Source organism: Ruegeria sp. CG8, assembly GCF_056537165.1.
This window is the reverse complement of sequence record NZ_JBQFRA010000004.1, coordinates 367,789-389,242: the sequence shown is the minus strand read 5'-3', so window position 1 is coordinate 389,242 and position 21,454 is coordinate 367,789. Positions and strand designations below refer to the sequence as shown.

Annotated in this window: 20 protein-coding genes; 9 read left to right on the top strand and 11 right to left on the bottom strand. The window is 64.3% G+C overall.

Annotated elements, in window-relative coordinates; translation table 11 throughout:
• From ACR0EF_RS14800 to ACR0EF_RS14780, 5 genes are all read left to right on the top strand, one after another.
• Positions 1-768, top strand: a 768-nt coding sequence (locus tag ACR0EF_RS14800; RefSeq protein ID WP_480771327.1) for a carbohydrate ABC transporter permease, incomplete at its 5' end; no start/stop codon positions are given.
• Entirely contained in the window at positions 765-1,604 is an 840-nt protein-coding gene (locus ACR0EF_RS14795; RefSeq protein WP_170341552.1) for a carbohydrate ABC transporter permease, read from the top strand. The genes ACR0EF_RS14800 and ACR0EF_RS14795, both read left to right, overlap by 4 nt.
• A 21-nt stretch (positions 1,605-1,625) precedes the next feature.
• Positions 1,626-2,666, top strand: coding sequence for an ABC transporter ATP-binding protein (locus ACR0EF_RS14790; RefSeq protein WP_170341571.1), 1,041 nt, complete (start codon positions 1,626-1,628; stop codon positions 2,664-2,666).
• Positions 2,667-2,676: 10 nt separating this feature from the next.
• Entirely contained in the window at positions 2,677-3,954 is a 1,278-nt protein-coding gene (locus ACR0EF_RS14785; protein WP_170372596.1) for an MGH1-like glycoside hydrolase domain-containing protein, read from the top strand.
• A gap of 44 nt (positions 3,955-3,998) precedes the next feature.
• Complete coding sequence (locus tag ACR0EF_RS14780) at positions 3,999-4,421, top strand: GNAT family N-acetyltransferase (protein ID WP_170372598.1); 423 nt, start codon at positions 3,999-4,001, stop codon at positions 4,419-4,421.
• A gap of 17 nt (positions 4,422-4,438) precedes the next feature.
• Here the strand turns inward: ACR0EF_RS14780 and ACR0EF_RS14775 are convergent, their stop codons facing one another.
• Genes ACR0EF_RS14775 through ACR0EF_RS14760 form a run of 4 tightly spaced genes read right to left on the bottom strand, consistent with a single transcriptional unit; the run spans position 4,439 to position 8,599 of the window.
• Positions 4,439-5,422, bottom strand: coding sequence for a glycosyltransferase family 4 protein (locus tag ACR0EF_RS14775; protein WP_170371756.1), 984 nt, complete (start codon positions 5,420-5,422; stop codon positions 4,439-4,441).
• Positions 5,423-5,436: 14 nt separating this feature from the next.
• Positions 5,437-6,423: a glycosyltransferase family 2 protein gene (locus ACR0EF_RS14770; protein ID WP_170371758.1), complete on the bottom strand. Its 987-nt coding sequence runs from the start codon at positions 6,421-6,423 to the stop codon at positions 5,437-5,439.
• A gap of 20 nt (positions 6,424-6,443) precedes the next feature.
• Positions 6,444-7,364 carry a glycosyltransferase family 2 protein gene (locus ACR0EF_RS14765; protein ID WP_170372600.1) on the bottom strand — a complete coding sequence of 307 codons (921 nt, stop codon included), beginning with the start codon at positions 7,362-7,364 and terminating at the stop codon, positions 6,444-6,446.
• Positions 7,361-8,599 (bottom strand): oligosaccharide flippase family protein, encoded by a 1,239-nt coding sequence (locus ACR0EF_RS14760; protein WP_170372602.1) that lies wholly within the window; start codon positions 8,597-8,599, stop codon positions 7,361-7,363. The genes ACR0EF_RS14765 and ACR0EF_RS14760 overlap by 4 nt, the downstream gene beginning before the upstream one ends.
• A 195-nt stretch (positions 8,600-8,794) precedes the next feature.
• Here ACR0EF_RS14760 and ACR0EF_RS14755 point away from each other — a divergent pair, with 195 nt between their 5' ends.
• Complete coding sequence (locus ACR0EF_RS14755) at positions 8,795-10,024, top strand: polysaccharide biosynthesis/export family protein (protein WP_170372604.1); 1,230 nt, start codon at positions 8,795-8,797, stop codon at positions 10,022-10,024.
• On the opposite strand, the gene ACR0EF_RS14750 is transcribed toward ACR0EF_RS14755, so the two are convergent.
• From ACR0EF_RS14750 to ACR0EF_RS14735, 4 genes are all read right to left on the bottom strand, one after another.
• Complete coding sequence (locus ACR0EF_RS14750) at positions 10,014-12,572, bottom strand: hybrid sensor histidine kinase/response regulator (protein WP_170372606.1); 2,559 nt, start codon at positions 12,570-12,572, stop codon at positions 10,014-10,016. The genes ACR0EF_RS14755 and ACR0EF_RS14750 overlap by 11 nt on opposite strands.
• A 61-nt stretch (positions 12,573-12,633) precedes the next feature.
• Positions 12,634-13,134 carry a putative pterin-binding protein gene (locus tag ACR0EF_RS14745; protein ID WP_254438865.1) on the bottom strand — a complete coding sequence of 167 codons (501 nt, stop codon included), beginning with the start codon at positions 13,132-13,134 and terminating at the stop codon, positions 12,634-12,636.
• Between the two features lie 100 nt (positions 13,135-13,234).
• Positions 13,235-14,122, bottom strand: a complete 888-nt coding sequence (locus ACR0EF_RS14740; protein WP_170372608.1) for a UTP--glucose-1-phosphate uridylyltransferase — start codon at positions 14,120-14,122, stop codon at positions 13,235-13,237.
• A gap of 21 nt (positions 14,123-14,143) precedes the next feature.
• On the bottom strand, positions 14,144-15,517 hold the full coding sequence (locus tag ACR0EF_RS14735) for a WecB/TagA/CpsF family glycosyltransferase (protein WP_170372610.1): 1,374 nt from the start codon (positions 15,515-15,517) through the stop codon (positions 14,144-14,146).
• 253 nt (positions 15,518-15,770) lie between these two features.
• Between ACR0EF_RS14735 and ACR0EF_RS14730 the strand changes: the two genes are divergently transcribed.
• From ACR0EF_RS14730 to ACR0EF_RS14720, 3 genes are all read left to right on the top strand, one after another.
• Positions 15,771-16,385 carry a response regulator transcription factor gene (locus ACR0EF_RS14730; RefSeq protein ID WP_170372612.1) on the top strand — a complete coding sequence of 205 codons (615 nt, stop codon included), beginning with the start codon at positions 15,771-15,773 and terminating at the stop codon, positions 16,383-16,385.
• Positions 16,386-16,500: 115 nt separating this feature from the next.
• A complete protein-coding gene (locus ACR0EF_RS14725) occupies positions 16,501-17,982 on the top strand; it encodes a GumC family protein (RefSeq protein WP_170372614.1) in 1,482 nt (493 codons plus the stop codon).
• Entirely contained in the window at positions 17,979-19,262 is a 1,284-nt protein-coding gene (locus ACR0EF_RS14720) for an O-antigen ligase domain-containing protein (RefSeq protein ID WP_170372616.1), read from the top strand. The genes ACR0EF_RS14725 and ACR0EF_RS14720 overlap by 4 nt, the downstream gene beginning before the upstream one ends.
• Here ACR0EF_RS14720 and phoB read toward each other — a convergent pair.
• The 3 genes from phoB to pstB are packed head-to-tail and all read right to left on the bottom strand — an operon-like array spanning position 19,247 to position 21,452.
• A complete protein-coding gene (gene phoB / locus ACR0EF_RS14715; protein ID WP_170341606.1) occupies positions 19,247-19,930 on the bottom strand; it encodes a phosphate regulon transcriptional regulator PhoB in 684 nt (227 codons plus the stop codon). The two genes, ACR0EF_RS14720 and phoB, sit on opposite strands and share 16 nt — an antisense overlap.
• Entirely contained in the window at positions 19,930-20,658 is a 729-nt protein-coding gene (gene phoU, locus ACR0EF_RS14710; protein ID WP_254433987.1) for a phosphate signaling complex protein PhoU, read from the bottom strand. Before phoU ends, phoB begins: the two co-directional genes overlap by 1 nt.
• Complete coding sequence (gene pstB, locus ACR0EF_RS14705; protein WP_093963750.1) at positions 20,655-21,452, bottom strand: phosphate ABC transporter ATP-binding protein PstB; 798 nt, start codon at positions 21,450-21,452, stop codon at positions 20,655-20,657. The genes phoU and pstB overlap by 4 nt, the downstream gene beginning before the upstream one ends.
• Between the last annotated feature and the right edge of the window lie 2 nt (positions 21,453-21,454).

The following is a 21,454-nucleotide window of genomic DNA, read 5'->3' as shown; positions in this document are numbered from 1 at the left end:
GTCCTGGTCGCCAAGCAGGCTTTCAACACCGGCGACGGATTCACGCTGGACAATTTCCGGCAGGTGGTCGGGTACTGGAAATTCCCGATCTCGCTGCAGAATACGCTGCTGCTGGCGGCGGCGGTGGTTCCGGTGCAACTGGCGCTGGCGCTGCTGATGGCCACGATGGTCAACAAGATGCAGCGAGGGCGCGACCTGGTGCTGTATGTCTGGACCATCCCACTGGGTATCTCGGATCTGGCCGCGGGCATCATCTGGCTGGCGATCTTCGAACAGTCGGGCTTCCTGAACTCCATGCTTTCTGGGCTGGGCGTAGTGGACCGGCCGGTGAATTTCCTCAGCTATCAGCACCCCGGCGTGGTGTTCCTGGCCATCGCCCTGGCCGAGATCTGGCGCGCTACGGCGATCATGCTGGTAATCCTGGTGGCCGGGATCGGCCTGATCCCCAAGGAATACTACGAGGCGGCCGAGGTCTTTGGCGCCTCACCCTGGAAACGCTTCACCCGCATCACGCTGCCGCTGCTGCGCCCGTCGCTGCAGACGGCACTGGTGCTGCGCGTGATCCTGGCCTTCGAGGTCTTCGCCGTGGTGCTGGCCCTGGGCGGCACCCTGTTCCCCGTCCTCATGAGCGAAACCTACGCCTATCAATTCGACCTGCTTGACAGCGGCGCAGCGGCGGCGATGGCGCTGATCATCCTCGCCATCTCGATCGGGTTCACCCTGATCATCCTGCGCGCCCTGCGTGTCCCGAAAGGAGCCACGATATGACGACCGTCACGACCGATGTCGCCGCGCCCGATACACGCCGGGCCGGACGATATGTCTACATCGCCGCGGTGGTGCTGCTGTGCGCCTGGGTGCTGGTGCCGCTGTATTTCCTGCTGATCAACACCTTGTCCTCGCCGGAAACGGTGAACAGCTTCCCCAAGCCCTTCATCCCCGAATTCGACCTGGGCAGCCTGGGGTTCTTTGCAGGCTTCGCGGGCATCCTGACCGCGCTCAAAAACTCGATCCTGGTGGCCGGGCTGACGATGATCATGTCGATCCTGATCGGCGCGCCGGCAGGCTATGCCCTGTCGCGGTTCGACTTTCGCGGGAAAGAGGCGTTCCGCCTGCTGATCCTGCTGACCCGCGCCTTTCCGCTGCCGCTGCTGGCACTGCCCTTGGCGGTGATGTTCATCCAGACCGGGCTGGATGACACGGTATTCGGCCTGTCGCTGGTGCACACCACGTTGGCCATCCCGTTTGCGGTGCTGATCACATTCTCGCTGTTTTCCGGCATCCCGCTGGAACTGGAAGAGGCCGCCTGGACGCTGGGCTGCACCCGGCTGACCGCCTTCACCAAGGTGGTGCTGCCGTTGATCCTGCCGGGGATCACGGCCTCGGCCATCTTCGCCTTCGTGATCTCGTGGAACGAGGTGTTCGCCGCCGCCGTCCTGACGATCGAGAACCGGACCCTGACGGCCTTTTTGCTGCAGAACCTCGACACCTCGCCGCTGCATCTGAAATTCGCGGGCGGTTTCATCCTTGTCGTTCCGGCACTGATCTTCATCTTCGCCGTGCGCAAATACCTGTTCGCCATGTGGGGCATCGCCAACCGCTGACAGCCCCAAGGAGTTGGAATAATGGCAGAAATTCAAATCAAGAATGTCGCGAAACGCTTTGGCAGCTACCAGGCGCTGCACGACATCAACCTGACCATCCAGGACCAGGAATTCATGGTTCTGCTGGGGGCCTCGGGCTGCGGCAAGACCACGCTGCTGCGGATCATCGCCGGGCTGGAGACCGCGACCGAGGGCGAGGTCTGGATCGGCGGGCGTCGGGTGGATCACCTGCCGCCCAAGGATCGGGGCATCGCCATGGTGTTCCAGAACTATGCCGTATTCCCGCATCTGACCGTGTTCGAAAACATCGGGTTCGGCCTGCGGATGCAGAAACTGCCCAATGACGAGGTCAAGCGCCGGGTCGAGCGCACGGCGGGTCTGATGCATATCGACCAGCTGCTGGGGCGCTATTCGGGCGAGCTGTCCGGCGGTCAGCGCCAGCGCGTCGCCGTGGCCCGCGCCCTGGCGATGGAGCCCGACGTGATCCTGATGGACGAGCCCCTGTCGAACCTGGACGCGCTGCTGCGGATGGAGATGCGGGCCGAGCTCAAAGGCGTTCTGGCCGAAAGCAACACCACCGCCATCTATGTCACCCACGACCAGGTCGAAGCCATGAGCATGGCCGACCGGATCAGCGTGATGCATCAGGGCAAGATCGTTCAGGCGGCCTCGCCGATCGAGGTCTACCGCAACCCGGCGGCCGAGTTCGTGGCCGGATTCATCGGCAATCCGCCGATGAACTTCCTGCCCGCCACTCCGACCAGAGACGGCAAATGGACAGTCGCGGGCCAGATCCTCGACGGGCCGTCCCGGACCACGCCGCTGCATTTCGCCATCCGCCCCGAGGATCTGCGCCCGGCCGACACGGGCCTGGCCGCCACGGTCAAGGTGGTCGAGCCCTTGGGCGCGCACCTTCTGGTCACCTGCAGCGTGGATGGCGCCCTGTTCCGCGCGGTTCTGGACAGCGATCTGACCGTCCGCCGCGGCGACACCCTGACCCTGGCCCCGCAGCCCGACCGGGTGCGCTGGTTCGACCCCGAAACAACCCTGGCCGTGGCCTGAGGAGCGCGCAATGAAACAGGATCTGATCGAACAGGCCCGCGCCGTTCTGGCCCGAAACGACCGGGGCGACTACACGGTGCCCACTCACGGCCTCTATCCGTTCCAGTGGAACTGGGATAGCGCGCTCAGCGCCCTTGGGTTCTCGCATTTCGACGAAGCCCGCGCCTGGCGCGAGATCGAGACCTTGTTTCGGCATCAGTGGGATGACGGCTTGGTGCCGCATATCATCTTCCACGAGATGAATGACGGCTATTTCCCGGGGCCGGATGTCTGGGCCACGAGCCGCGCGGTTCCCACCTCGGGCATCACGCAGCCAGCGGTGGCCGGGTTCGCCGTGCGCCGGATCCATGCGCGGGCAAAAAACCGGGCGCTGGCCGATGCGCAGGCCCGCAACCTGCTGCCCAAGATCCACGCCTGGCACCAATGGTTCTATACCAACCGCGACCCGCAGGGCACCGGTCTGGTCGCCATCATCCACCCGTGGGAGTCTGGGCGCGACAACTCGGTCGATTGGGACGCGGCGCTGGCCCGTGTCCCGACCGAGGGCGTGGGCCCGTTCCAGCGTCGCGACGTAGCCCATGCCAACCCGGCCCACAGGCCGACCGATGAAGAATACCGCCGCTATATCTGGCTGGTGCAACATTTCCGCGACCTTGGCTGGGACAATTCCAGGCTGCATGACGCCTCGCCGTTCCGGGTCGTCGATCCGGGGTTCAACGCGATCCTGATCCGCTCGTGCCTCGACCTTGCCGCGCTGGCCGACGACTTGGGCGAAGCCGAGATCGCAAGCGCCTCACGCGCCTTTGCGCAGGCGGGCATCGCGGCTATGGACGCCCTGTGGAGTGAGACCCGCGCGCAATATCTGTGCTTTGATCGGGTCACCGGCGCGCTGATCGACAGCCCCTCGATCGGCGGCTTGTTGGCGGCGTTCTGTCCCATCCCCGAGCGCCGCGCGCAGGCCATCGCGCAGCGGTTGGACGCCATCGGTGCCGCAGTCCCGTATCTGGTGCCCAGCCATGACCCGGCGGCCCCTGAATTCGACGGACTGAGGTACTGGCGCGGGCCGGTCTGGCTGATCGTGAACTACATGATCGCCGATGGTCTGAAACGCGCGGGCCAGACCCGGATCGTGCAGCGGATCGTCGACGACAGCCTGCGCCTGATCGAACAAAGCGGCTTTGCCGAGTATTACGACCCGGTCACCGCCGAACCCTGCGGCGGCAGCAGCTTTACCTGGACGGCCGCGATGGTGATCGAGATCCTGAACGCGGAAACCGCCCCGGCATGAGCGGTGCTGCACCGGTCCCCGCCCGATGGATACCGGCCTGACCGATGGCGCGCCCATCCATTGTTTCCGCCCCCGGTCAGGCGAACTGGGTCGAGCAAGCCCTTCTTGCGGAATTGCGGACAACCGCGCCGCAAGGGGTCAATGCCAGCATCACGCTGATTGCACAGGACGGTGCGGGCCGGGTTGGCGGCCTGCATGGCGCCACCTCCTATGGGTGGCTGCTGATCAAGACCTTATGGATCGACCCGGCCCATCGACGCCGCGGTTTGGGTCGGCAGTTGCTGGACCACGCCTTTGACGAGGCGCGCCGACGCGGGTGTCATTCTGCGTGGCTGGACACATCCAACCCGGCCGCCACACGGTTCTATCAGGCTTCGGGCTTCGAGCCCTTTGGTCGCCTGGCCAACACGCACACGCAAAACCCGCCCGGACATTGCCGCTGGTTCTTGTGGCGCCCCTTGCCGTAGCCGTGGCCACGCCGCCCTCACAACCGTTTGGCCGGGTCGAACACCTGCTGCCACCGCTGTGCATAGCGGGATCTATCAGCCTTGGGCGCCAGGACGGGAACCACCGGAGGCGTACCCGCCAGAACCGCCTCGATCGACTTGCACCACGCCTTGGGATCGGACCCGCACGGGATCACGCCGCTTGCCCCGATCCGGTCACGCAGACCGTCGACTATGCTGACGATGACCGGACGCCGCGCCGCGCGCGCCTCATCCGCCACCAGCCCGTAGGCCTCCCATCGCGAGGGCATCGCCACCACGTCCACGACCCGATAGGCTTCGGCCGGGTCGTCGGCGTGGCCCCGAAACTCGATCCGCCGGTCACCTGCGGCCAAGGCTGCAAGGCGGTCGCGCTGGCTGCCTTCGCCAAAGATCACAAGCCGCGTATCGGGGTTGGGGCACATGCGAAATCCTTCGATCAGCAGATCGAAGCCTTTCTGCGGCTCGAGCCGTCCGATCGCACCGATGACCCGGGCCGCCTCGACCGGCCCGGCTGCGCGCGCAACTGCGCTCAGGTCAACCTGCGGCGAGATCACGCTCAGCTTCGATGCGGGGGCCAACCGACGTTCGGCCATCCAGCCGGCCTGCGCCTTGCTGACGGCGATGACCTGATCGAACAACGAATAGGTCACGCGCAGCATCGCAAAGAACCGCCGCTTGTGCGGCACGTTCAAGGCGGTGAAAGACCGGGTATAGCTGTGTTCGACATGAACCAGCCGCGTGGTGGGATGCATCGCCCGCAGGGCCGAGAAGGCCGGCAGGCAACGCCAGCCGGGGGCGATGTGGCACACGATGACATCGGCGTCGAAACTGCCCCAGCTGAAGGCGGTCCGCTTGACCGGGCGAACCTCTTGGTGGACTCCATCGGCCAGCTCGGGCAGCTGCGCAAGATGGTCGAGCATACGCATGACCCCACCGGCCGTAGTGTCATCAACAAGGTGAAGAACGGTGATCTTGGACATTTGGAAACCTCGGTTCAGTTGGAAGTCTGGCGGCGCATGAGGCGACCGGCTTGAACAACAGGCGCTGGCCCGACCGCGCGCAGGGCTGCGGCCGCGATGATGGTGGTCAACGTTTTGGCGGGTTCTTCGATCAGGGGCCGGGCGCTGGTTAAAGCCGACCGCTGCGCAAGCTCCCAAGCCTTGTGCGCATCCAGATTGCTGACCGCGCGGCGCGCAAGATAACGCAGCTGGTAGGCACGCGCCGCCGCCTCGTGCCGGGCAAAAAATTCGGGGTTCAGCGGACGCAGCTTGTCGGCCATCCTCTCCCACGCCTGCAACTGCCGGTCCAAGGCCGCCGACAGGCCGGTCGCATGGATCCGGTAGCGGGTCAGCAACCCCGGCACGCCTGCGATTTGCCAATCCGTCGTCAACATCAGCCGCAGCCAGCATTCGATGTCCTCGGACTGGCGAAAGGTTTCGTCAAAGACCCAGTCGCGCTTGGTCTCGAACGCGGGGCGGTAGGCCAGATCCAGCAACGCCGATTTGCGCATCACCGCTGCCGACCCATTGCCGATCGGGTTGCGTTTCAGGACATGCGCCGCCGTCACGTCCCGCAGGCGCGGCGACTGACGGACGCGCATCAGCCGACCACCCTCGTCGATCATGGCACTGCCGGAATAGCTGATCGCAAGGTCGGGTTCGGCCTGCAGGTGACGCACATGGGTGGCCAGCTTTTCGGGCAGCCACAAGTCGTCGGCGTCGCAGAAGCCGACGAACTCTCCCCGCGCGGCCGCGATGCCAGTATTGCGCGCCCCGGCCAAGCCGCGGTTTTCCTGCCGGATCACCCGCACTTTGGGGTCGGTCGCATGGGCGCGGGCAATGGCGGGGGTTTCGTCCTGCGAGCCGTCATCCACGATGATGATTTCGAAATCATCATGGGTCTGCGACAGAAGCGAGGCCAGAGTCTCGGTCATGGTCGCGGCGGTGTTGTAGGCGGGAACGATGATGGATGCCTCGGGCATTTTGGGTCTCCTGGTTGGGATCAGCGGGCAAAGAGCGCCTGCCGGATCGGGCGTGGCAGGGCGGGGGCGAGCACTGCGCCAAGTGCAGTGGGCACACCGCGCCGGATAGGATTGAGAAAACTGCGCGCGCTCAGCGCCAGACCGGCGCGGGCATAGGCGCGGGCCATCGACGGTTCCGCGCCCAGACGCAGTGCGCGCCGGGCCAGATACCGCATGTAGATCGCCTCGGATGCGGGCGACGGCGCAACTCCATAGCGGGCCGCCGTTGCAACCGCCCGAGCGCGCCCGGCCCGCATCGCCTCGAGGTCCGAAGACAGGCCGCTGCCGCTGGTCCGGTACCAGACCTGCAGGCGGTCAACCCCGATGATCACGTGGCCTTCGCCCGCCAAGCGGATCAGCAGCTCGAGATCTTCGTTGTGGACCGCAGCCGGGTTCAGCCCGCCGACAGCAGCGAACACCTGGCGGCGCACTGCAAGGTTCGACATCGTGCACACCGCATTTTCCGCCAGCAGGTCTGGAATGGTCAGGGGATCGGTGGGAACCGTTGAGCGCGTCGGACAATCGCCGGGGGTTTCGGAAAAGAACCCGATCCGGCCAAAGGCCGCATCAATGCTGATATCCGCAAACAACCGGTCCAGTTGGGCCAGCTTGTCGGTGACCCACAGGTCATCCGCGTCGCAGAACGCGAGGATGTCGCCGGTGGCCACAGTTGCACCATGGTTGCGCGCAGAGCTGGGGCCGCGATTGGGGTTGGCCTCAACGCGCACCCGGGCGTCGCGCGCGCAGATTTGCCGGACAACTTCGGTCGTCTGGCGCGAGGGCTTGTCGCCCACGCAGATGAGTTCGAAATCCGCAAAGCTCTGCCCCAGCAGGCTATTCAGGGTGGCGGCAATGGTTGCCGCGTCATTGTGGAAGGGAACGATGATGGAAAACCGGGTCATTGGGCGCGTGCCTCCTGGTTGATTGCAGAACCCCGCGGCAGCAGCGCCCAGGATGCGGCCAGCATGATGGCGGTGCAGGTGCAGACATACCCGACGGCGACGGGCATCAGGCCCAGCGGCGCCATCAGGGCGGTATTCGCGATCAGGCCCACGGCCAGAACCGTGCTGACCCGCAATTCCGTGACGGGGCGGTTTTCCGACCGCAGCCATCCGGCGACCGCCGACCAGATCACCGTCGGCAGGGCCGCCAGGCACAGAACCGACACCACCGGGGCGATCTCGGCCCAGCCCTGTCCCAGAAGCAGCGGCACATAGACCGGGGCCAATGCCGCCTGCAGCAAAACCAGCGGCGTCAGGATCAGCAGCGACAGGCCCAGCCCGTGGCGCAGCGCCCCATGCTTGTCCTCGGCCGCGCACAGATGCGGGAACAGAACGACCGAGAAGGCTTGCGTGAACGAAGTGGCCAGCCCAAGCCCCGCATTGAAAGCCATGAAATAGATGCCAAGCGCCTCTGCGCCCATCATCGCGCCCACCACCAGCTTGTCTGCCTGCAGGCGCAGAACCTTGACCAGTTCGACGCCCAGAACGGCCCAGCCGTAGACCACGAAAGGTTTCAAGGCTGCAAACCCGGCCTGACGATCAGGCGACCACCGACGCAGGCGGCGCATCAGCACCAGCCAGACAGGTGCAGTCAGCAGGCGCGGAAGGACCAGCGCCACGGGCGAAGCCCAGACCACCGCCAGCAGCGCCGTCAGGGCGTTGGCCCCCACGACTTGCCCGCCGGCGATCGCGGCGGTCTGCTGCAGCTTGCCCTCGCGCATCGCCAGTGCGGCCTGAACCAGGCCCGCCGGCATGAACAGGTATTCCCCGGCCAGCACCGCCAGCAGCATCGCCAGCATGGTGTGGCCCATGATGAACAGCGCCGCCGCGACCGCCAGTTGCAGCAGGCACAGCCCCGCGCACCAGACCCAGAAGATGCGGTGCGCCGTGTTGCACCGCCGCGCCAGCTCCTCGGACGGAGCCTGAATGATACGCTGGTTCACCCCATTCTCGGTCAGCGCCTTGAGGATGTCGCCCGCCGCCAGAGCTGCTGCGGCCAGACCGATCGCTTCGGGGCTGAGGGTACGGGCAACGGCCACCACGACGACCAGGCGCGACGCCTTGGCCGCCACTTCGGAGGCGGTGTAGGCCAAAAGATGCTGTAGGAAGCCTGATCGTGCAAAGCTGTGCGTCATGACGCCGTTATCCCGAAAAACAGTTGTTGGTTCTGTTGTACGGGTGGCCAGGGTCTGTGTCCCGGACGCGGTCGGACGGGGCAGGGGACCGTTCGGAGAGGGACCTATCCGAATGGGACAAACCGCCATCCCGATGCCGGACTGACGCAGGGCGCGCGGCGCGGTTTATCTTCTGTGACAGATCAGGAGATGAAAATGACCATGAATTTCAAGACCTTCCTTATTACGGCCGTCAGCGCCTCAACCCTGCTGGGGTGCAGCAGCATGCAGACCCCGCGCAACATCGAAGCCGTATCGCGCGGCGAAAGTTATCAGGCGCAATATCGCGAACCCGGTCGTCGGCGGGGCGATACGCAATTGCTGCAGGCCGCCGCGATGAACGGCCAGACCTGCATGCCGCAGGCCGGCGATCAGGGCGCAAATGCCTATGCGAAATGGTCGCAACCGGCGCTCAGCCCCTTGCTGGGCGAGAAACTGTCGCGCAACGACATGGTCCAGATCACAATCGAAGGGGACGACCTGCTGAGCGACGCTTATGTCGTCTCACGTGACGGAGACCTCAAGCTGCCCTACCTGCCGCCCGTGCGCGCCCAGGGCCGCACCACCGAGCAGGTCGAACAAGAGGTGGCCCGCGTTCTGGTTGCGGCCCAGTTCTATGACATCGAACCCCGCGTGACCGTACGGGTCAGCGATTTCGCCTCGGTGACAGTAGGTGTGCGTGGCGCGGTGTTCGAGCCGCACTCGGTCGAAATCGGCGGTGTTCCGGGCGATTCCCTCGACCGTCGGCGCCAGGGCGCGCTGGGGGCCTCGACCGAGGGGCGCAACCTGTCGGTGGCGCTGCGGGCCGCGGGCGGGGTGCGGCCGGATGCCGACCTGTCAGCGGTCGAGCTGCACCGCCAGGGGCGCATCTATCGCATGGATCTGCGTGGTGTGTTCGAAGGATCGGACCCGACCGACATCATGCTGCTGACCGGCGACCAGATCGTGGTCAACAGCCGTGGGTGTTTCCAAGACGCGCTGATGCGTCCCAGCCCGATCAGCCCGCCCGGCGTGACAATGTACATGTCGAACCTGACCCAACCCGCTGCGGGCAATGCAGAATCCGCCATCGGGCGCGACGTGCGTGAAGTGCCTTATGGCACCCGTTTCCTGCAGGCCGTGGTCGACAGCAACTGCGTCGGCGGGTCGAAGACGACAAACGCCAACCGCAGCGCAGTGCTGTTCACGCGCAACCCCGTGACCGGATCCTCGGTCGTGATCGAGCGCAATATCGAAAAGCTGCTGCGGCGCGGAGACCGCGACGACTTCGATCCCTATGTTCTGCCGGGTGATGCCGTGGCCTGCTATGACAGCAAGGTCACCGGAGTGACCGAAATCGCCCGGTCTTTGGGCATCGTCGGGGCCGCCGCGCTGCTCATCCCTTGATCGCACCGGGGGCGGGCAGGGCAGCCTTTGCCCGCTCCCAAACCTCGCGCAGACCGTTCAACAGAAGGGCGACCTGCTTGCGGTCTGCGGATTTTGCGGCCATCTCGATCGCAATCAGCGCATCGCGGAACCCCATCGCGCCGAAGGTCGCCGCGCTTCCCGCCAGCCTGTGACACTCCTGCGCAACCTGGTCCAGATCGGCTTCACCGGCCTCCAACTGGGCAAGCTGCGCGACGACGGCATCCCCTTCGGACAGGTACTTGCCAAGCAACCGGTCAAAGACGTCGGCGCCGAGGCTGGCGCGCAGATCTCCGATATGATCCGTTTCGTCCTCGGACCGGGTCGAAGCTCCGAGGCCGGTGACCACCGACAAGGCCTTGCGCAAGGCATCCAGGGCAATCGGCTTGCCAACAAAGGCTGTCATACCGGCGGCGCGGAACGCGTCGACCGCATCAGGCAGCACGTTGGCCGAAACGGCAATGATAGGTATCTCCGCCGAAGGCCCGCCCCCGCTGCGGATGTGGCGCGTGGCCGTCGGGCCGTCCATGACCGGCATGCTGATATCCATCAGGATCACATCGAACCGATGTGCTGCCGCTGCATCCACGCCCAGTTGGCCGTTCTCGGCAACCGTCACCCGGTGACCGTCCAGTTTCAGCATGTTGCAGATCACTTCGCGGTTGATCTCGTTGTCTTCAACCACCAGCACGTCCAACGGCTGGGCGTGCTGAACCTCTGGCCGGTCGCCGTCAACGTTGGCGTCCAATTCCGCGTCCTGCAGCGGCAGACGAACCCAGAACACGCTGCCCTCGCCGGGCGTGCTTTCAACGCCGATCTCTCCGCCCATGGCCTCAGCAAACCGACGTGCGATGCCCAGGCCCAGACCGGTGCCCCCGGTGGCCCGACCGATGCTTGGATCGCTGGTGTGAAAATCATCAAAGATGACGTCGACCTCATCCGGGCCGATACCGATACCCGTGTCGATGATGCGGAATTCAAAGATGTTGACGCCTGCAGCGGGGCCAGGCTCGGTCACTTCGACCTCGATCGAGATCCGGCCGTTTTCGGTGAACTTGATGGCATTGCCGACAAGGTTCAGAAGAATCTGCCGCAACCTTTGGGCATCGGCGGCAACGCAGGGACGCGCCTCGCCCACCCATTGCCACGAGATGGAGTTCCCACGCGAGGCAGCGTTGCCGCTTTGACCGTCCACAATCTCTTGCAGGATGTCGTTCAGGTCGGTGGGCTGCAACGCCACCGACAGTTTCCCGGCCTCGAACCGGGCGATGTCCAGAACGGTGTCGACGTGGCTCAGGAGGATCTGGCCCGAGATTTCCATGTTCTCGACAAACCGTGCCTGTTCCCGGGTCGTGCGGGTGTTTTTCAACAGCGTGAGGTTGCCCAGCAGCCCGTTGAGCGGCGTGCGGATCTCGTGGCTCATCACGGTCAGGAAATCGGCCTTGGCCTTTTCGCCGGCAAGGGCCTGGTCGCGGGCATGGATCAGTTCCTGCTGCGCCGCCACCTGCTGCGAGATGTCGCGGACAAAGCCGATGACGATTTCCTGATCGCCCGCCCGGGCCGACTGCAGCGCCAGTTCGACCGGGAACTGTTCGCCATCCGCGCGCATCGCCTCCAACTGGACACGGCCTTTGCCGACGACATGACGTTCTCCACCAGACTGCATTCGCACCATGCCGGCGCGATGTGCCTCACGCAGATGCGGCGGCACGATCAGGCCACCGATCGAGCGCCCCCGAGCCTGATCCGCCGTATAGCCGAATATTGCCTCGGCAGCCGGGTTGAACTCGATCACGTCGCCCTTGGCATCGACCACGATCACCCCGTCCAACGAGGTGGAGAGGATCGTGTTCATCCGTTCATTCGCCTGCCGCAGCGCCCGCCCGCGCCGCGTGGCGCGCCGGTTGACCACCAGAAGATAGGCGCTGACGGCGCCCAGGGTCAGAAGCAAGGCCCCCGACAGAACCGCCAACCGCAGCAGGTTTGCCGCCGTCTGGGTGCGCTGCTGGTCTGACTCGGTGGCAAAATACGAGATGCCCGAAACGGCCAACGTGCGGACATGCGGACCGATCTCAAGGGCGGCGCGTTTCAGATCGTCCAGTTTTTCGGACAGCTCCGCATCCGGCGCGTCGATCAAGGGGATCGCGGCGTTCAGGTGCCGGGTCACCCGCTCCAACGGCAGGCGGAACCGGTCATCCTGACGCAACGGCTGGAATACGCGTGATTGGGCCAGCGTATCGACACGGCTGTAAAACAGATCGAACCGCCGGCGCACCAGATCCAACGTGCCATTTTGCGCGTCCTGCGCCGCCGACGCGGTTTCCAGAGCGTTCAGGTATGACAGATAGTCGACCTCGACCTGCGACAGCGTCCATTGGACATTGTCCGAAGGCGCCGCTCGCCGGTCGTTGAAATCGGTAAACACCTGCGCCGACAACCACGCCACCGCGACCAGACCCAACAAAACGCCGAAGCCGATGAGCCCGAAGACCCATCGGCGGCGCAAAACCTGCGTATCGGTATCGCTCAATCCGAGCCTCATCGATTGTTCACTGCGCTTTACTCATTACTGCACTCATTCCGGTTGCAAGCTATTTAACGACCTCAAGACGATCGAGTTGCCAGATGCTGCGCGAATAGGTCACCTCGGTCTGGTATTTCGGGTCGCTGTCATAGGGGTAGACGATCCACAGCGGGCCCTTCTGCCGGCGCGACATCTCGGCACCGTCCATCTCATAGGCCACGATCGGGTCGCTTTCGGTGACCGAGTCCATGGGGATTTCGACCGCATAGTCGTTGATCGCCGTGGCGCGGATCATGCTGCCATCGGCACCGACTGCCTTTAGCACCACAGACAACGGCACGCCGACAAAGGTGTTTTCACCTTCGGTCCAGATCGTCGAGGTCGCAAAAGTCCGCGCGGGCAAGGCTTTCAACATGTCCATGTCGAACCGCGCACCATCCTCGGCTCCGGACTGGGTCAGGTTGCCGGTGATCGTCAGAACCACCTCTCCGGTGGGTTCGGCCAGATCCTGGGCCTGTGCTTGGACCAAGGTCAGAACCATTGCCAGGGCTGCAAGTAAAATCCGCATGTCATTCTCCTAGTGTCCAACTGCACAAGATCAGAAAGCGTGACCGGGCAACAGACGGGCATCGGGATAAGCACCTATCCGAACGGATAGGTGCCCGCCGTTACGCGGCCGGGCGCAGGTGGCCCATGCGCTGTGCCATGATCCGCTCAAACCCTTCGCGCAGCTCTGACCGCTGCAGGGCAAAGACCGCGGTGGCCTCAAGATATCCGGCGACTGACCCGCAGTCGAAGCGTTCACCCGCGAAGGCGTAGCCCGAACAGCCAGCGGTTTCGATATCGGCAGCGATGGCGTCGGTCAGCTGGATTTCATTTCCCGCACCCGGTGCCTGGCCGGCCAGACGATCAAAGATCGACGGCTGCAGGATATACCGCCCGACGATGCCGTAGTTCGACGGCGCCTGCTCGGGGCTGGGCTTTTCGACCAGGCCGCGCAGCTTTTGCACACGCCCGGCCTGCAGGGCGATATCGACGACGCCGTAGGACCCGATCCTGTCGGACGGCACGGATTGGGTCGCAACCATGTGGCCGCTCTGGTCACAATAGCTTTGGACCATCTGTGACAGGGCCGGGCGTCGGGCGCTGATGACGTCATCGGGCAGGATCACCGCAAACGGCTCATTGCCCACACACTCGCGCGCCAGCGACACCGCATGGCCCAATCCACGGGGCGCGTCCTGCCGGACAAAGCAGTATTTGCCATCCTCCAGATCGGCGCAGCGCAGGTTGTTCAAAAGCTCGGTCTTGCCACCATCCTTCAATTTGCGTTCAAGCGCCGTATTCCGCCCGAAATAGGCCTCGAGCGCGGTTTTCTCGGGTGACGTGATGAAGATGAATTCTTCAATCCCGGCCGCGCGCGCCTCGTCGACGGCATATTGGATCAGCGGGCGGTCGATCAGGGGCAGCATTTCCTTGGCCACGGTCTTGGTCGCGGGCAGAAACCTTGTGCCCAGTCCGGCGACAGGAAAGACGGCTTTGCGAATCTTGGTCATATCAATTCTCCTTGGGTTTTCTCAGTAGGCGCCGCGGCCGGACACGACGGCCCGCACGGTCATGGCAATCAGCATCAGATCCAGAAGGGCCGAGCGGGACCGCACATAGGCCGTGTCCAGGTCGATCATCCGGTCAAAGTCGATGGCAGCCCGGCCCGACACCTGCCAGAGGCCGGTGATCCCGGGGCGGACGGCCAGGCGTTCAAGCGCGCGGGGCGGGTATTTGGCGACCTCCTCGGGCAGGGCAGGCCGCGGTCCGACGATCGACATGTCGCCCTTCAACACGTTGAGGATCTGCGGCAGCTCATCCAGCGAAAAGCGGCGCAGAACCTTGCCCACCCGTGTGACACGCGGATCGTGACGGGCCTTGAAGCACACGCCTGCGCGGTCGGACTGCGCCAGGAGGCTTGCCCTTTGCGCTTCGGCGTCGGTGGTCATCGAGCGGAACTTGTAGACGGTGAAAGGCACCCCGTTCCTGCCCACCCGCGTCTGCCGGAACAGGGCCGGCCCGCGGCTGTCCAGCCGGACAAGGGCGGCAATGGCCAGCATCGGCAGGGCCAGAACCGTCATGGCCGCCAGCGCAACGGTCAGGTCAAGAATACGGTTGGGCGTCAGCCCGCCAAGAGCCTGGCCGACGCACCGTCCCAGAAATTCGAAATTTCCGATCAGATAGCGGCGGGCCATGCGGCGTGGCTCCATCGCCAACCGCCACGCCCATTCCATCCGGACCCGCCGTACGATCCCGGGCGCCCGCCGGACGTTGCCCGCCAGAAAGTCGAACAACGCGCCGACACCCAGAACCAGATTCGGGTTCAGCCGTGCGCGGTGCCGCGTAATCCACAGTTCTTGCAGCGGAACGCCCATGGCCACCAGCAGGATGTCTGCGCCGGACTGGTTGATCTCGTCCAAGGCTTCGTCCGTCCGTTCGATGCCCCCAAACCCGTCGCGGCAACCGACAATCCTCAGGCCGGGCGCCATGTCTTGCAGGCGCGCTGCCGCGGCCTGTGCGGTGCCGGGCGTTCCGCCCAGCAGATAGACCGTCTGGCCCAGCTTGGCCGCGCGCCGGACCAGGCGCGGGACAAAGTCGGTTCCGTTCAAGTTCTCGGCCAGGTGTTCGCCCTGCATCGCGGCGGCAAGCTCGACCCCGATCCCGTCGGGCAGGACGAGGTCGGCTTGCGTCAGGGCTGCTCGGTATTGGTCATTCTTTGCCCGGACATTTGCGCAATGGGCGTTCAGGAAAAAGACGGTCCGGCGGTGACCATCCAAAAGCGTGGTGATGACCGGCCCGGATTCTGCATTCACCACCGGTTGCCCGAGGATTTCGGTGATCGGCAGCGCGGTGCCGGGCGTGGTGTGTGCGCCGTCGAGAAGGGCGTGAGCGGCTTGAAAGTGCATGGAACTCTCCGAACATGAACTGAACTGTTGCTCTGAACCTGCCCGCTGTGCCGGGACCGCAACAGACGAGCATCGGGAGAGCACGCGGAGAAATCGGCTGACTGACACGGCCCGGATGCGGCACCGCGTGGAAATCGGGCCAGTTGCTCCTATCCGATCGGGTATCGGCCTGTCCGTTCGGTAGGCTTCACCGCCAATCATCAATGGTTTATTAACCTTTTCAGGTCTGGGTGGAGGCACATGGAGTTCATTGATGAAAGTTCTTATCGCCGACGATCACGAACTGGTTCTGGACACGCTCGTCGCCTTCATCGAGGCCGCAGGCGGGATCGAGCCCACCACCGCGCCGGATTTTGCGACCGCAAAGGCAAAGATCGAATCCGAGGGTCCGTTTGATCTGGTCCTGCTGGATCTGAACATGCCCGGCATGAACGGGCTGAGCGGGTTGGAAACCTGCATTGGCATGGATAGCGCGCGACATGTGGCGCTGTTCACCGGCGATGCCTCGCGCGATCTGGCTGAACGTGCACTCGAGCTGGGGGCAGCCGGGTTCGTGCCCAAGACTTTGCCGGCCAAGTCTCTGGTAAACGCCATCCGTTTCATGGCCATGGGCGAGCAATATCTGCCCGTCGGTTTCATGAGCGCCGAGCAGCCGAACGACGCGCACCCGATGGCCAAGAAACTGACCGAGCGCGAGCGCCAGGTCCTCAAAGGTCTGACCGAGGGCAAGTCGAACAAGGAGATCGCCCGCGATCTGGACCTGTCCGAGCCCACGATCAAGCTGCATGTGAAAACGCTGTATCGCAAAGTGGGTGTCAGCAACCGCACCCAGGCCGCGATGGCCGCGCGCGAGGCGGGCCTGTTCTGACCCGCGCCCATCCTTTCGGATAGGGGGCCTGTCCCAACCCGCCCCGGCCTAACCCCTTGCGCAGCGGACAGCCCAAGCCGCATCCGTATATCAATCCTGTAAGAGAGGATTTGATATGCCGAACCAGATTTCCGACAACCGTCAAACGCTTGCGCCAAACCGCCCCTGGGACTGGGCGCGCATCAGCCGCACTGACATCCGGTCGCTGGGCTGGCGGCGCGTTCTCAAGGGCGGGCGGCTGACCGATGCGGGACGGCTGCCGCGATACGTTGCGTTGTTTCTTCTGGGATCCAGTTGCATCTGGGCCCCGATCAGCGGGTATCTGGCAACCGCGCCGGTCAAATACGCATCCCACGCCTCGTTGATCCTGCCGGGGTCGGGTGCGTCGGCCTCGGTTAATCTGGCCAATATCGGGCAGGCCTCGTCCTACGCCAATTCAGCCTTTGCCAACGGCTCGATCAGCCCCACCGAAACCTACAAGCGGCTGTTGTCGGCCGATCGCATTCTGGATGCGGCCGCACGCGCCGTCGGGGCTGAGCGCGATGCGTTCGGCAAGCCGCGCATCCGCCTGGTGGACCAGACCAGCTTGATCCATATCGAAATGGAGGCCGCCAGCCCGGGGGACGCGCAACGCCACGGCGATGCCCTTGTCGCTGCGTTCTTTGCCGAGATTGACGCCTTGCGCGCGGACGAGATCGCCACGCGCGAGGCCAGCAACAGCGGCGCAATCGACGCCTATCAGCGCTCGGTTCGTGAAACCCGCGCTGCGATCGAGCAGTTGCAGCGGCAGAGTGGGCTGCTCTCGGCCGCCCAATACCGTGAGCAGGTGGCCGCGAATGACCGCGCGCGCCAAACGCTGCGGGCCGAGGAAAGCACGCTGGCCCGGCAGGCCGAGCGGGTCGCGGCGCTTGAGGTCGCGCTTGATCTGCCGCCGGATGCCGCCGCGGTCACGCTGAAGCTGTACGCCGACGCGCAATACATGTCATTGCTCAAGGATGTTTCGGCCGGCGCGGCCAAGCTGGCGCAGGCCGATGCCAATTACGGGCCGCGCCATCCGGTCTATCGCGCAGCGCGGGACGAATATGAAGGCGCACGGAAGGTTGCCGTCCAACGCGCGGCCGAGGTGACCGGCCTGTCGGTCGAGCAGCTCTCGGGTCTGGACCGCGCCCCCGAGGGAGAGCGTGCGCAGTTGCTGAGCGAGCTTGTCCGCGAAAACGCCCTGCGCGCGGGGCAGGAAAAGCACGTAAAAACCCTCGCCGCACAGATCGCGGCCGAAACTGCGCGCCTGTCCGCGCTGGCGTCGATGGCGGCTGAACTTGAAGACCGCCAAAGGGATTTTGCCGTGGCCGAAGCCGTCTTTGCCTCGGCCATCGCCCGGTCGGAATCGAAAAAGACCGATGTCTACGCCTCGTACCCGCTGATCCAGGTGCTGGAAAATCCGTCGCTGCCGGAACGGCCGTCTTCACCCAACAAGAAGCTGTCGATCGCGGCCGGGATTGCCGCCACGTTGATGCTTCTGATCGGGCTGACGCTGGCATGGGTCCGCAACCCGCTGATCTCGCGGCTGTTGAAAGACGCAGGCGAGAACAAGGCATGAGCCAGGCCGCGCCGCAGAACCCGGCCGAGCGGCTTGTCTGGCGCGCGCTGGTCTGGACATGGCCGTTCTATGCCATCGGCGCGCTCTATGTCGTCGGGCCGGTACTGGGATGGTCCCTGGCGGGGTTGGCGGTGTTGGCTTTGTATCTGGGGCCGGCGATTCGTCCGGAGCTGCGGGCCACGGGGCCGGTTCCGGCGCTGGCTTGGCTGTGGATGGCCGGCATGTTGTTGATGCTGTTTGCATTGTGGGCCGGCCATCTGGATTGGGGGCTGGGGCTGGGCAAGACCATCAAGTCCTCGATCGGCTGGGCCAAGGGCTGGGCGCTTATTCCATTGTTCATCCTGGCTGGGGCCGTGCTGCCGATCCGGCGCGAGGTTCTGGTGCGGGGCCAGTGCAAGCTGGGGCTTTGGACCCTGTGCCTTGCGCCCCCGCTGTTGGCTGCACCTTATCTGGGCCTGCCTAGCCAGATCTTCACCTCACCGCTCAAGGCGGTCGGTGGGCCGGGGCCCGAGTATTTCTCGGTCTATCTCTACACGATCGACCCGGCCAGTTGGACGCCCCGGTGGCAGTTCTTCGCGCCCTGGTCACCATTTGCCGCCCTGCTGGGGGTATGCATGGTCCTGTTCGCGCTCGAAGAGCGGCACCGGGGATGGATGGCCGTCGGGCTGAGCGCCGGTATTCTCATGGTCCTGGCGTCAAAATCCCGTATGGGGCTGGTCGGGCTGGTGGCCTGCACGCTGGGGCCGCGCCTTTTGCCGCTGGTGGCGCGCAGCATCGGATGGTTTCTGGTGTCGGCCATGGCGACGGCGTCCGCGGCGTGGGGGGCCGCCGCGATCGATCTGGGCAATCAGGCGCTGCAGAATTTCAAATCGGCCCGCACCGACAGCACCCGCGTGCGCGAAACCCTTCAACGCATCGCCTATGAGCGCTGGCAATCCGACGCGGTGCTGTTTGGTCACGGAACCGTTCAGCCCGGTGCGCATTTGGTCGAGTACATGCCCATCGGAAGCCACCACACCTGGTACGGCCTTCTGTTCGTCAAGGGCATCACCGGCTTCATGGCGTTTCTTGTCCCCTTCGCCGTGCATTTCGGCGTGGTGATCACCGACGCGGTCCGCTCGGCGCGCGGACGCTTGCCGCTGGGCCTGCTGATGACCCTGCTGCTGCTGACCTTCGGCGAAAACATCGAGATCGAGGCCTATCTGCTCTGGCCTGCGCTGCTGATGCTGGGGTGCCACCTGCGCGAAATGACAGGGACCGGTGCTCAGCCGAGCGCGTAACCGGCCCCGCGCACGGTGCGGATCGGGTCATCTCCCCCACGCACCGTCAAAGCTTTACGCAAACGCCCGATATGCACGTCGACGGTCCGGGTATCCACGTAGATATCGCGCCCCCAGACCCGGTCGAGCAGTTGTTCGCGACTCCAGACCCGGCCTGGCTTTTCCATGAAGGTCGACAGCAGCCGGAACTCTGTCGGGCCCAGCTTGATGTCCTCGTCCGCGCGGGTCACGCGGTGCGTCTCGGCATCCAGGACGATGTCATCGTATTCCAACCGCTCGCCCACGGCTGCGGGGCGGGTCCTCCGGAACTGGGATTTGACCCGGGCCATCAGTTCGATCACCGAATAGGGCTTGGTGACATAATCGTCGGCGCCTGTCTCAAGTCCGCGCACCTTGTCGACCTCTTCGGATTTGGCCGAGAGCATGATCACCGGAATGGCACGGGTCGCGGCCGTCATCTTCAGTTGGCGGCAAATTTCGATCCCGGAAACGCCGGGCAGCATCCAGTCCAGCAGGATCAGATCGGGCGGCACTTCCTTGATCTGCAACAGCGCCTCGTCACCGGTTTCGGCCTGGCGCACGTCAAAGCCTTCGGCCTCGAGGTTGTAGCAGATGATCTCGCGCTGTGCGGGCTCATCTTCGACGACAAGGATCGATGGCGTTGGCATCACAGGACCTCGGTGGTTTCCGTTGGTGTCTTGTCGAGGCGCGGGCGGTCATCATCAGGCAACTGCCCACTGACAAGGTAGATGGTCTGCTCCGCGATCCCGGTAGCATGATCACCGATCCGCTCGAGGTTTTTGGCCACGAAATGCAGATGCATGCCCGGGGTGATATTGCCCGGGTTCTCCATCATATGGGTCAGCAGAGCGCGAAACACGTTATTGTACATCGCATCCACATCAGCGTCACGTTCACGGATGGCCTGGGCCTTGTCCGCGTCCCGCTGGATGAAGCAATCCAGGGCATCCGCAATCATGCTCTGCACCAGCTGGGCCTGACGCGCTATGGCCGATTTGACTTCGTCCAAACTCGCCGAGTCCGCCAGGGTCACGGCACGCTTGGCGATGTTTTTTGCATGGTCCCCACTGCGCTCGAGCTGGTTGGCGATGGTGAAGGTCGCCAGGACCACGCGCAGGTCGATGGCCGTAGGCGCGCGCCGCGCGATGATGTTGGCGCTGTCGTTCTTGACCATCTCTTCCAACTCGTCGATGGCGCGATCGGCCTTGACGGTGCGCGCGGCGAGTTCGACATCCTTGTCGCACAGTGCCCGGATCGCGTCCGACAGGCAGTTCTCGACCAACCCACCCATGCGCATCAGATGCGCCTGAACAGACTCGAGTTCCTGATCAAAAGATCGGACGATGTGCTTGTCCTTCATGGCGTCCTGGGTCATCCGATTCTCCCGGTGATGTAGGATTCCGTGCGCGGGTCTTCGGGATTGGTGAAGATGTGCCCCGTGTCCCCGTATTCCACCAAGCTGCCGAGGTGGAAGAACGCCGTTTTCTGGCTGACCCGAGCCGCCTGCTGCATCGAGTGCGTGACGATCACCACCGAGAAGTTCAGCTTCAACTCGTCAATCAGTTCCTCGACCTGGGCGGTTGCGATTGGATCCAAAGCCGAGCACGGCTCGTCCATCAACAGGACCTCGGGTTCAGTGGCAACCGCGCGCGCAATGCAAAGGCGCTGCTGCTGACCGCCGGACAAGCCGGTGCCAGGCTCGTGTAGGCGATCCTTCACCTCATCCCAGATGGCGCCACGGCGCAGGGATTTCTCAACGATCTCATCCAGATCGGCTTTTGTTCTGGCCAGTCCGTGGATCCGGGGACCATAGGCTACGTTGTCGTAGATCGACTTGGGGAACGGGTTCGGCTTTTGGAACACCATACCCACCTTGGCACGCAGCTGCACCGGGTCGATCCGTTTGTCGTAGATGTCTTCGTTGTCGATCCGGATGTCGCCTTCGACGCGGCAGACGTCAATCGTGTCGTTCATCCGGTTCAGGCAGCGCAGGAACGTGGACTTGCCGCATCCGGACGGGCCGATGAAAGCGGTTACCGTTTTGTCGAGAATGTCGACCGATACGTCCTTGATTGCCTGGTTGTCGCCATAAAAGACCTGGACGCCCTTCGCCTGAATTTTGATGGCGTCGACGGCGGTACTCGGCTCGATCTTGCTCATGTCGTTCATCA

What these genes read in the sequence shown, in the direction of transcription:
- ACR0EF_RS14795 (WP_170341552.1), top strand. Translation starts at nt 765, where the DNA reads ATGACGACCGTCACGACCGATGTCGCCGCGCCCGATACACGCCGGGCC.
- ACR0EF_RS14790 (WP_170341571.1), top strand. Translation starts at nt 1,626, where the DNA reads ATGGCAGAAATTCAAATCAAGAATGTCGCGAAACGCTTTGGCAGCTAC.
- ACR0EF_RS14785 (WP_170372596.1), top strand. Translation starts at nt 2,677, where the DNA reads ATGAAACAGGATCTGATCGAACAGGCCCGCGCCGTTCTGGCCCGAAAC.
- ACR0EF_RS14780 (WP_170372598.1), top strand. Translation starts at nt 3,999, where the DNA reads ATGGCGCGCCCATCCATTGTTTCCGCCCCCGGTCAGGCGAACTGGGTC.
- ACR0EF_RS14775 (WP_170371756.1), bottom strand. Translation starts at nt 5,422, where the DNA reads ATGTCCAAGATCACCGTTCTTCACCTTGTTGATGACACTACGGCCGGT.
- ACR0EF_RS14770 (WP_170371758.1), bottom strand. Translation starts at nt 6,423, where the DNA reads ATGCCCGAGGCATCCATCATCGTTCCCGCCTACAACACCGCCGCGACC.
- ACR0EF_RS14765 (WP_170372600.1), bottom strand. Translation starts at nt 7,364, where the DNA reads ATGACCCGGTTTTCCATCATCGTTCCCTTCCACAATGACGCGGCAACC.
- ACR0EF_RS14760 (WP_170372602.1), bottom strand. Translation starts at nt 8,599, where the DNA reads ATGACGCACAGCTTTGCACGATCAGGCTTCCTACAGCATCTTTTGGCC.
- ACR0EF_RS14755 (WP_170372604.1), top strand. Translation starts at nt 8,795, where the DNA reads ATGACCATGAATTTCAAGACCTTCCTTATTACGGCCGTCAGCGCCTCA.
- ACR0EF_RS14745 (WP_254438865.1), bottom strand. Translation starts at nt 13,134, where the DNA reads ATGCGGATTTTACTTGCAGCCCTGGCAATGGTTCTGACCTTGGTCCAA.
- ACR0EF_RS14740 (WP_170372608.1), bottom strand. Translation starts at nt 14,122, where the DNA reads ATGACCAAGATTCGCAAAGCCGTCTTTCCTGTCGCCGGACTGGGCACA.
- ACR0EF_RS14735 (WP_170372610.1), bottom strand. Translation starts at nt 15,517, where the DNA reads ATGCACTTTCAAGCCGCTCACGCCCTTCTCGACGGCGCACACACCACG.
- ACR0EF_RS14730 (WP_170372612.1), top strand. Translation starts at nt 15,771, where the DNA reads ATGAAAGTTCTTATCGCCGACGATCACGAACTGGTTCTGGACACGCTC.
- ACR0EF_RS14725 (WP_170372614.1), top strand. Translation starts at nt 16,501, where the DNA reads ATGCCGAACCAGATTTCCGACAACCGTCAAACGCTTGCGCCAAACCGC.
- ACR0EF_RS14720 (WP_170372616.1), top strand. Translation starts at nt 17,979, where the DNA reads ATGAGCCAGGCCGCGCCGCAGAACCCGGCCGAGCGGCTTGTCTGGCGC.
- phoB (WP_170341606.1), bottom strand. Translation starts at nt 19,930, where the DNA reads ATGCCAACGCCATCGATCCTTGTCGTCGAAGATGAGCCCGCACAGCGC.
- phoU (WP_254433987.1), bottom strand. Translation starts at nt 20,658, where the DNA reads ATGACCCAGGACGCCATGAAGGACAAGCACATCGTCCGATCTTTTGAT.
- pstB (WP_093963750.1), bottom strand. Translation starts at nt 21,452, where the DNA reads ATGAACGACATGAGCAAGATCGAGCCGAGTACCGCCGTCGACGCCATC.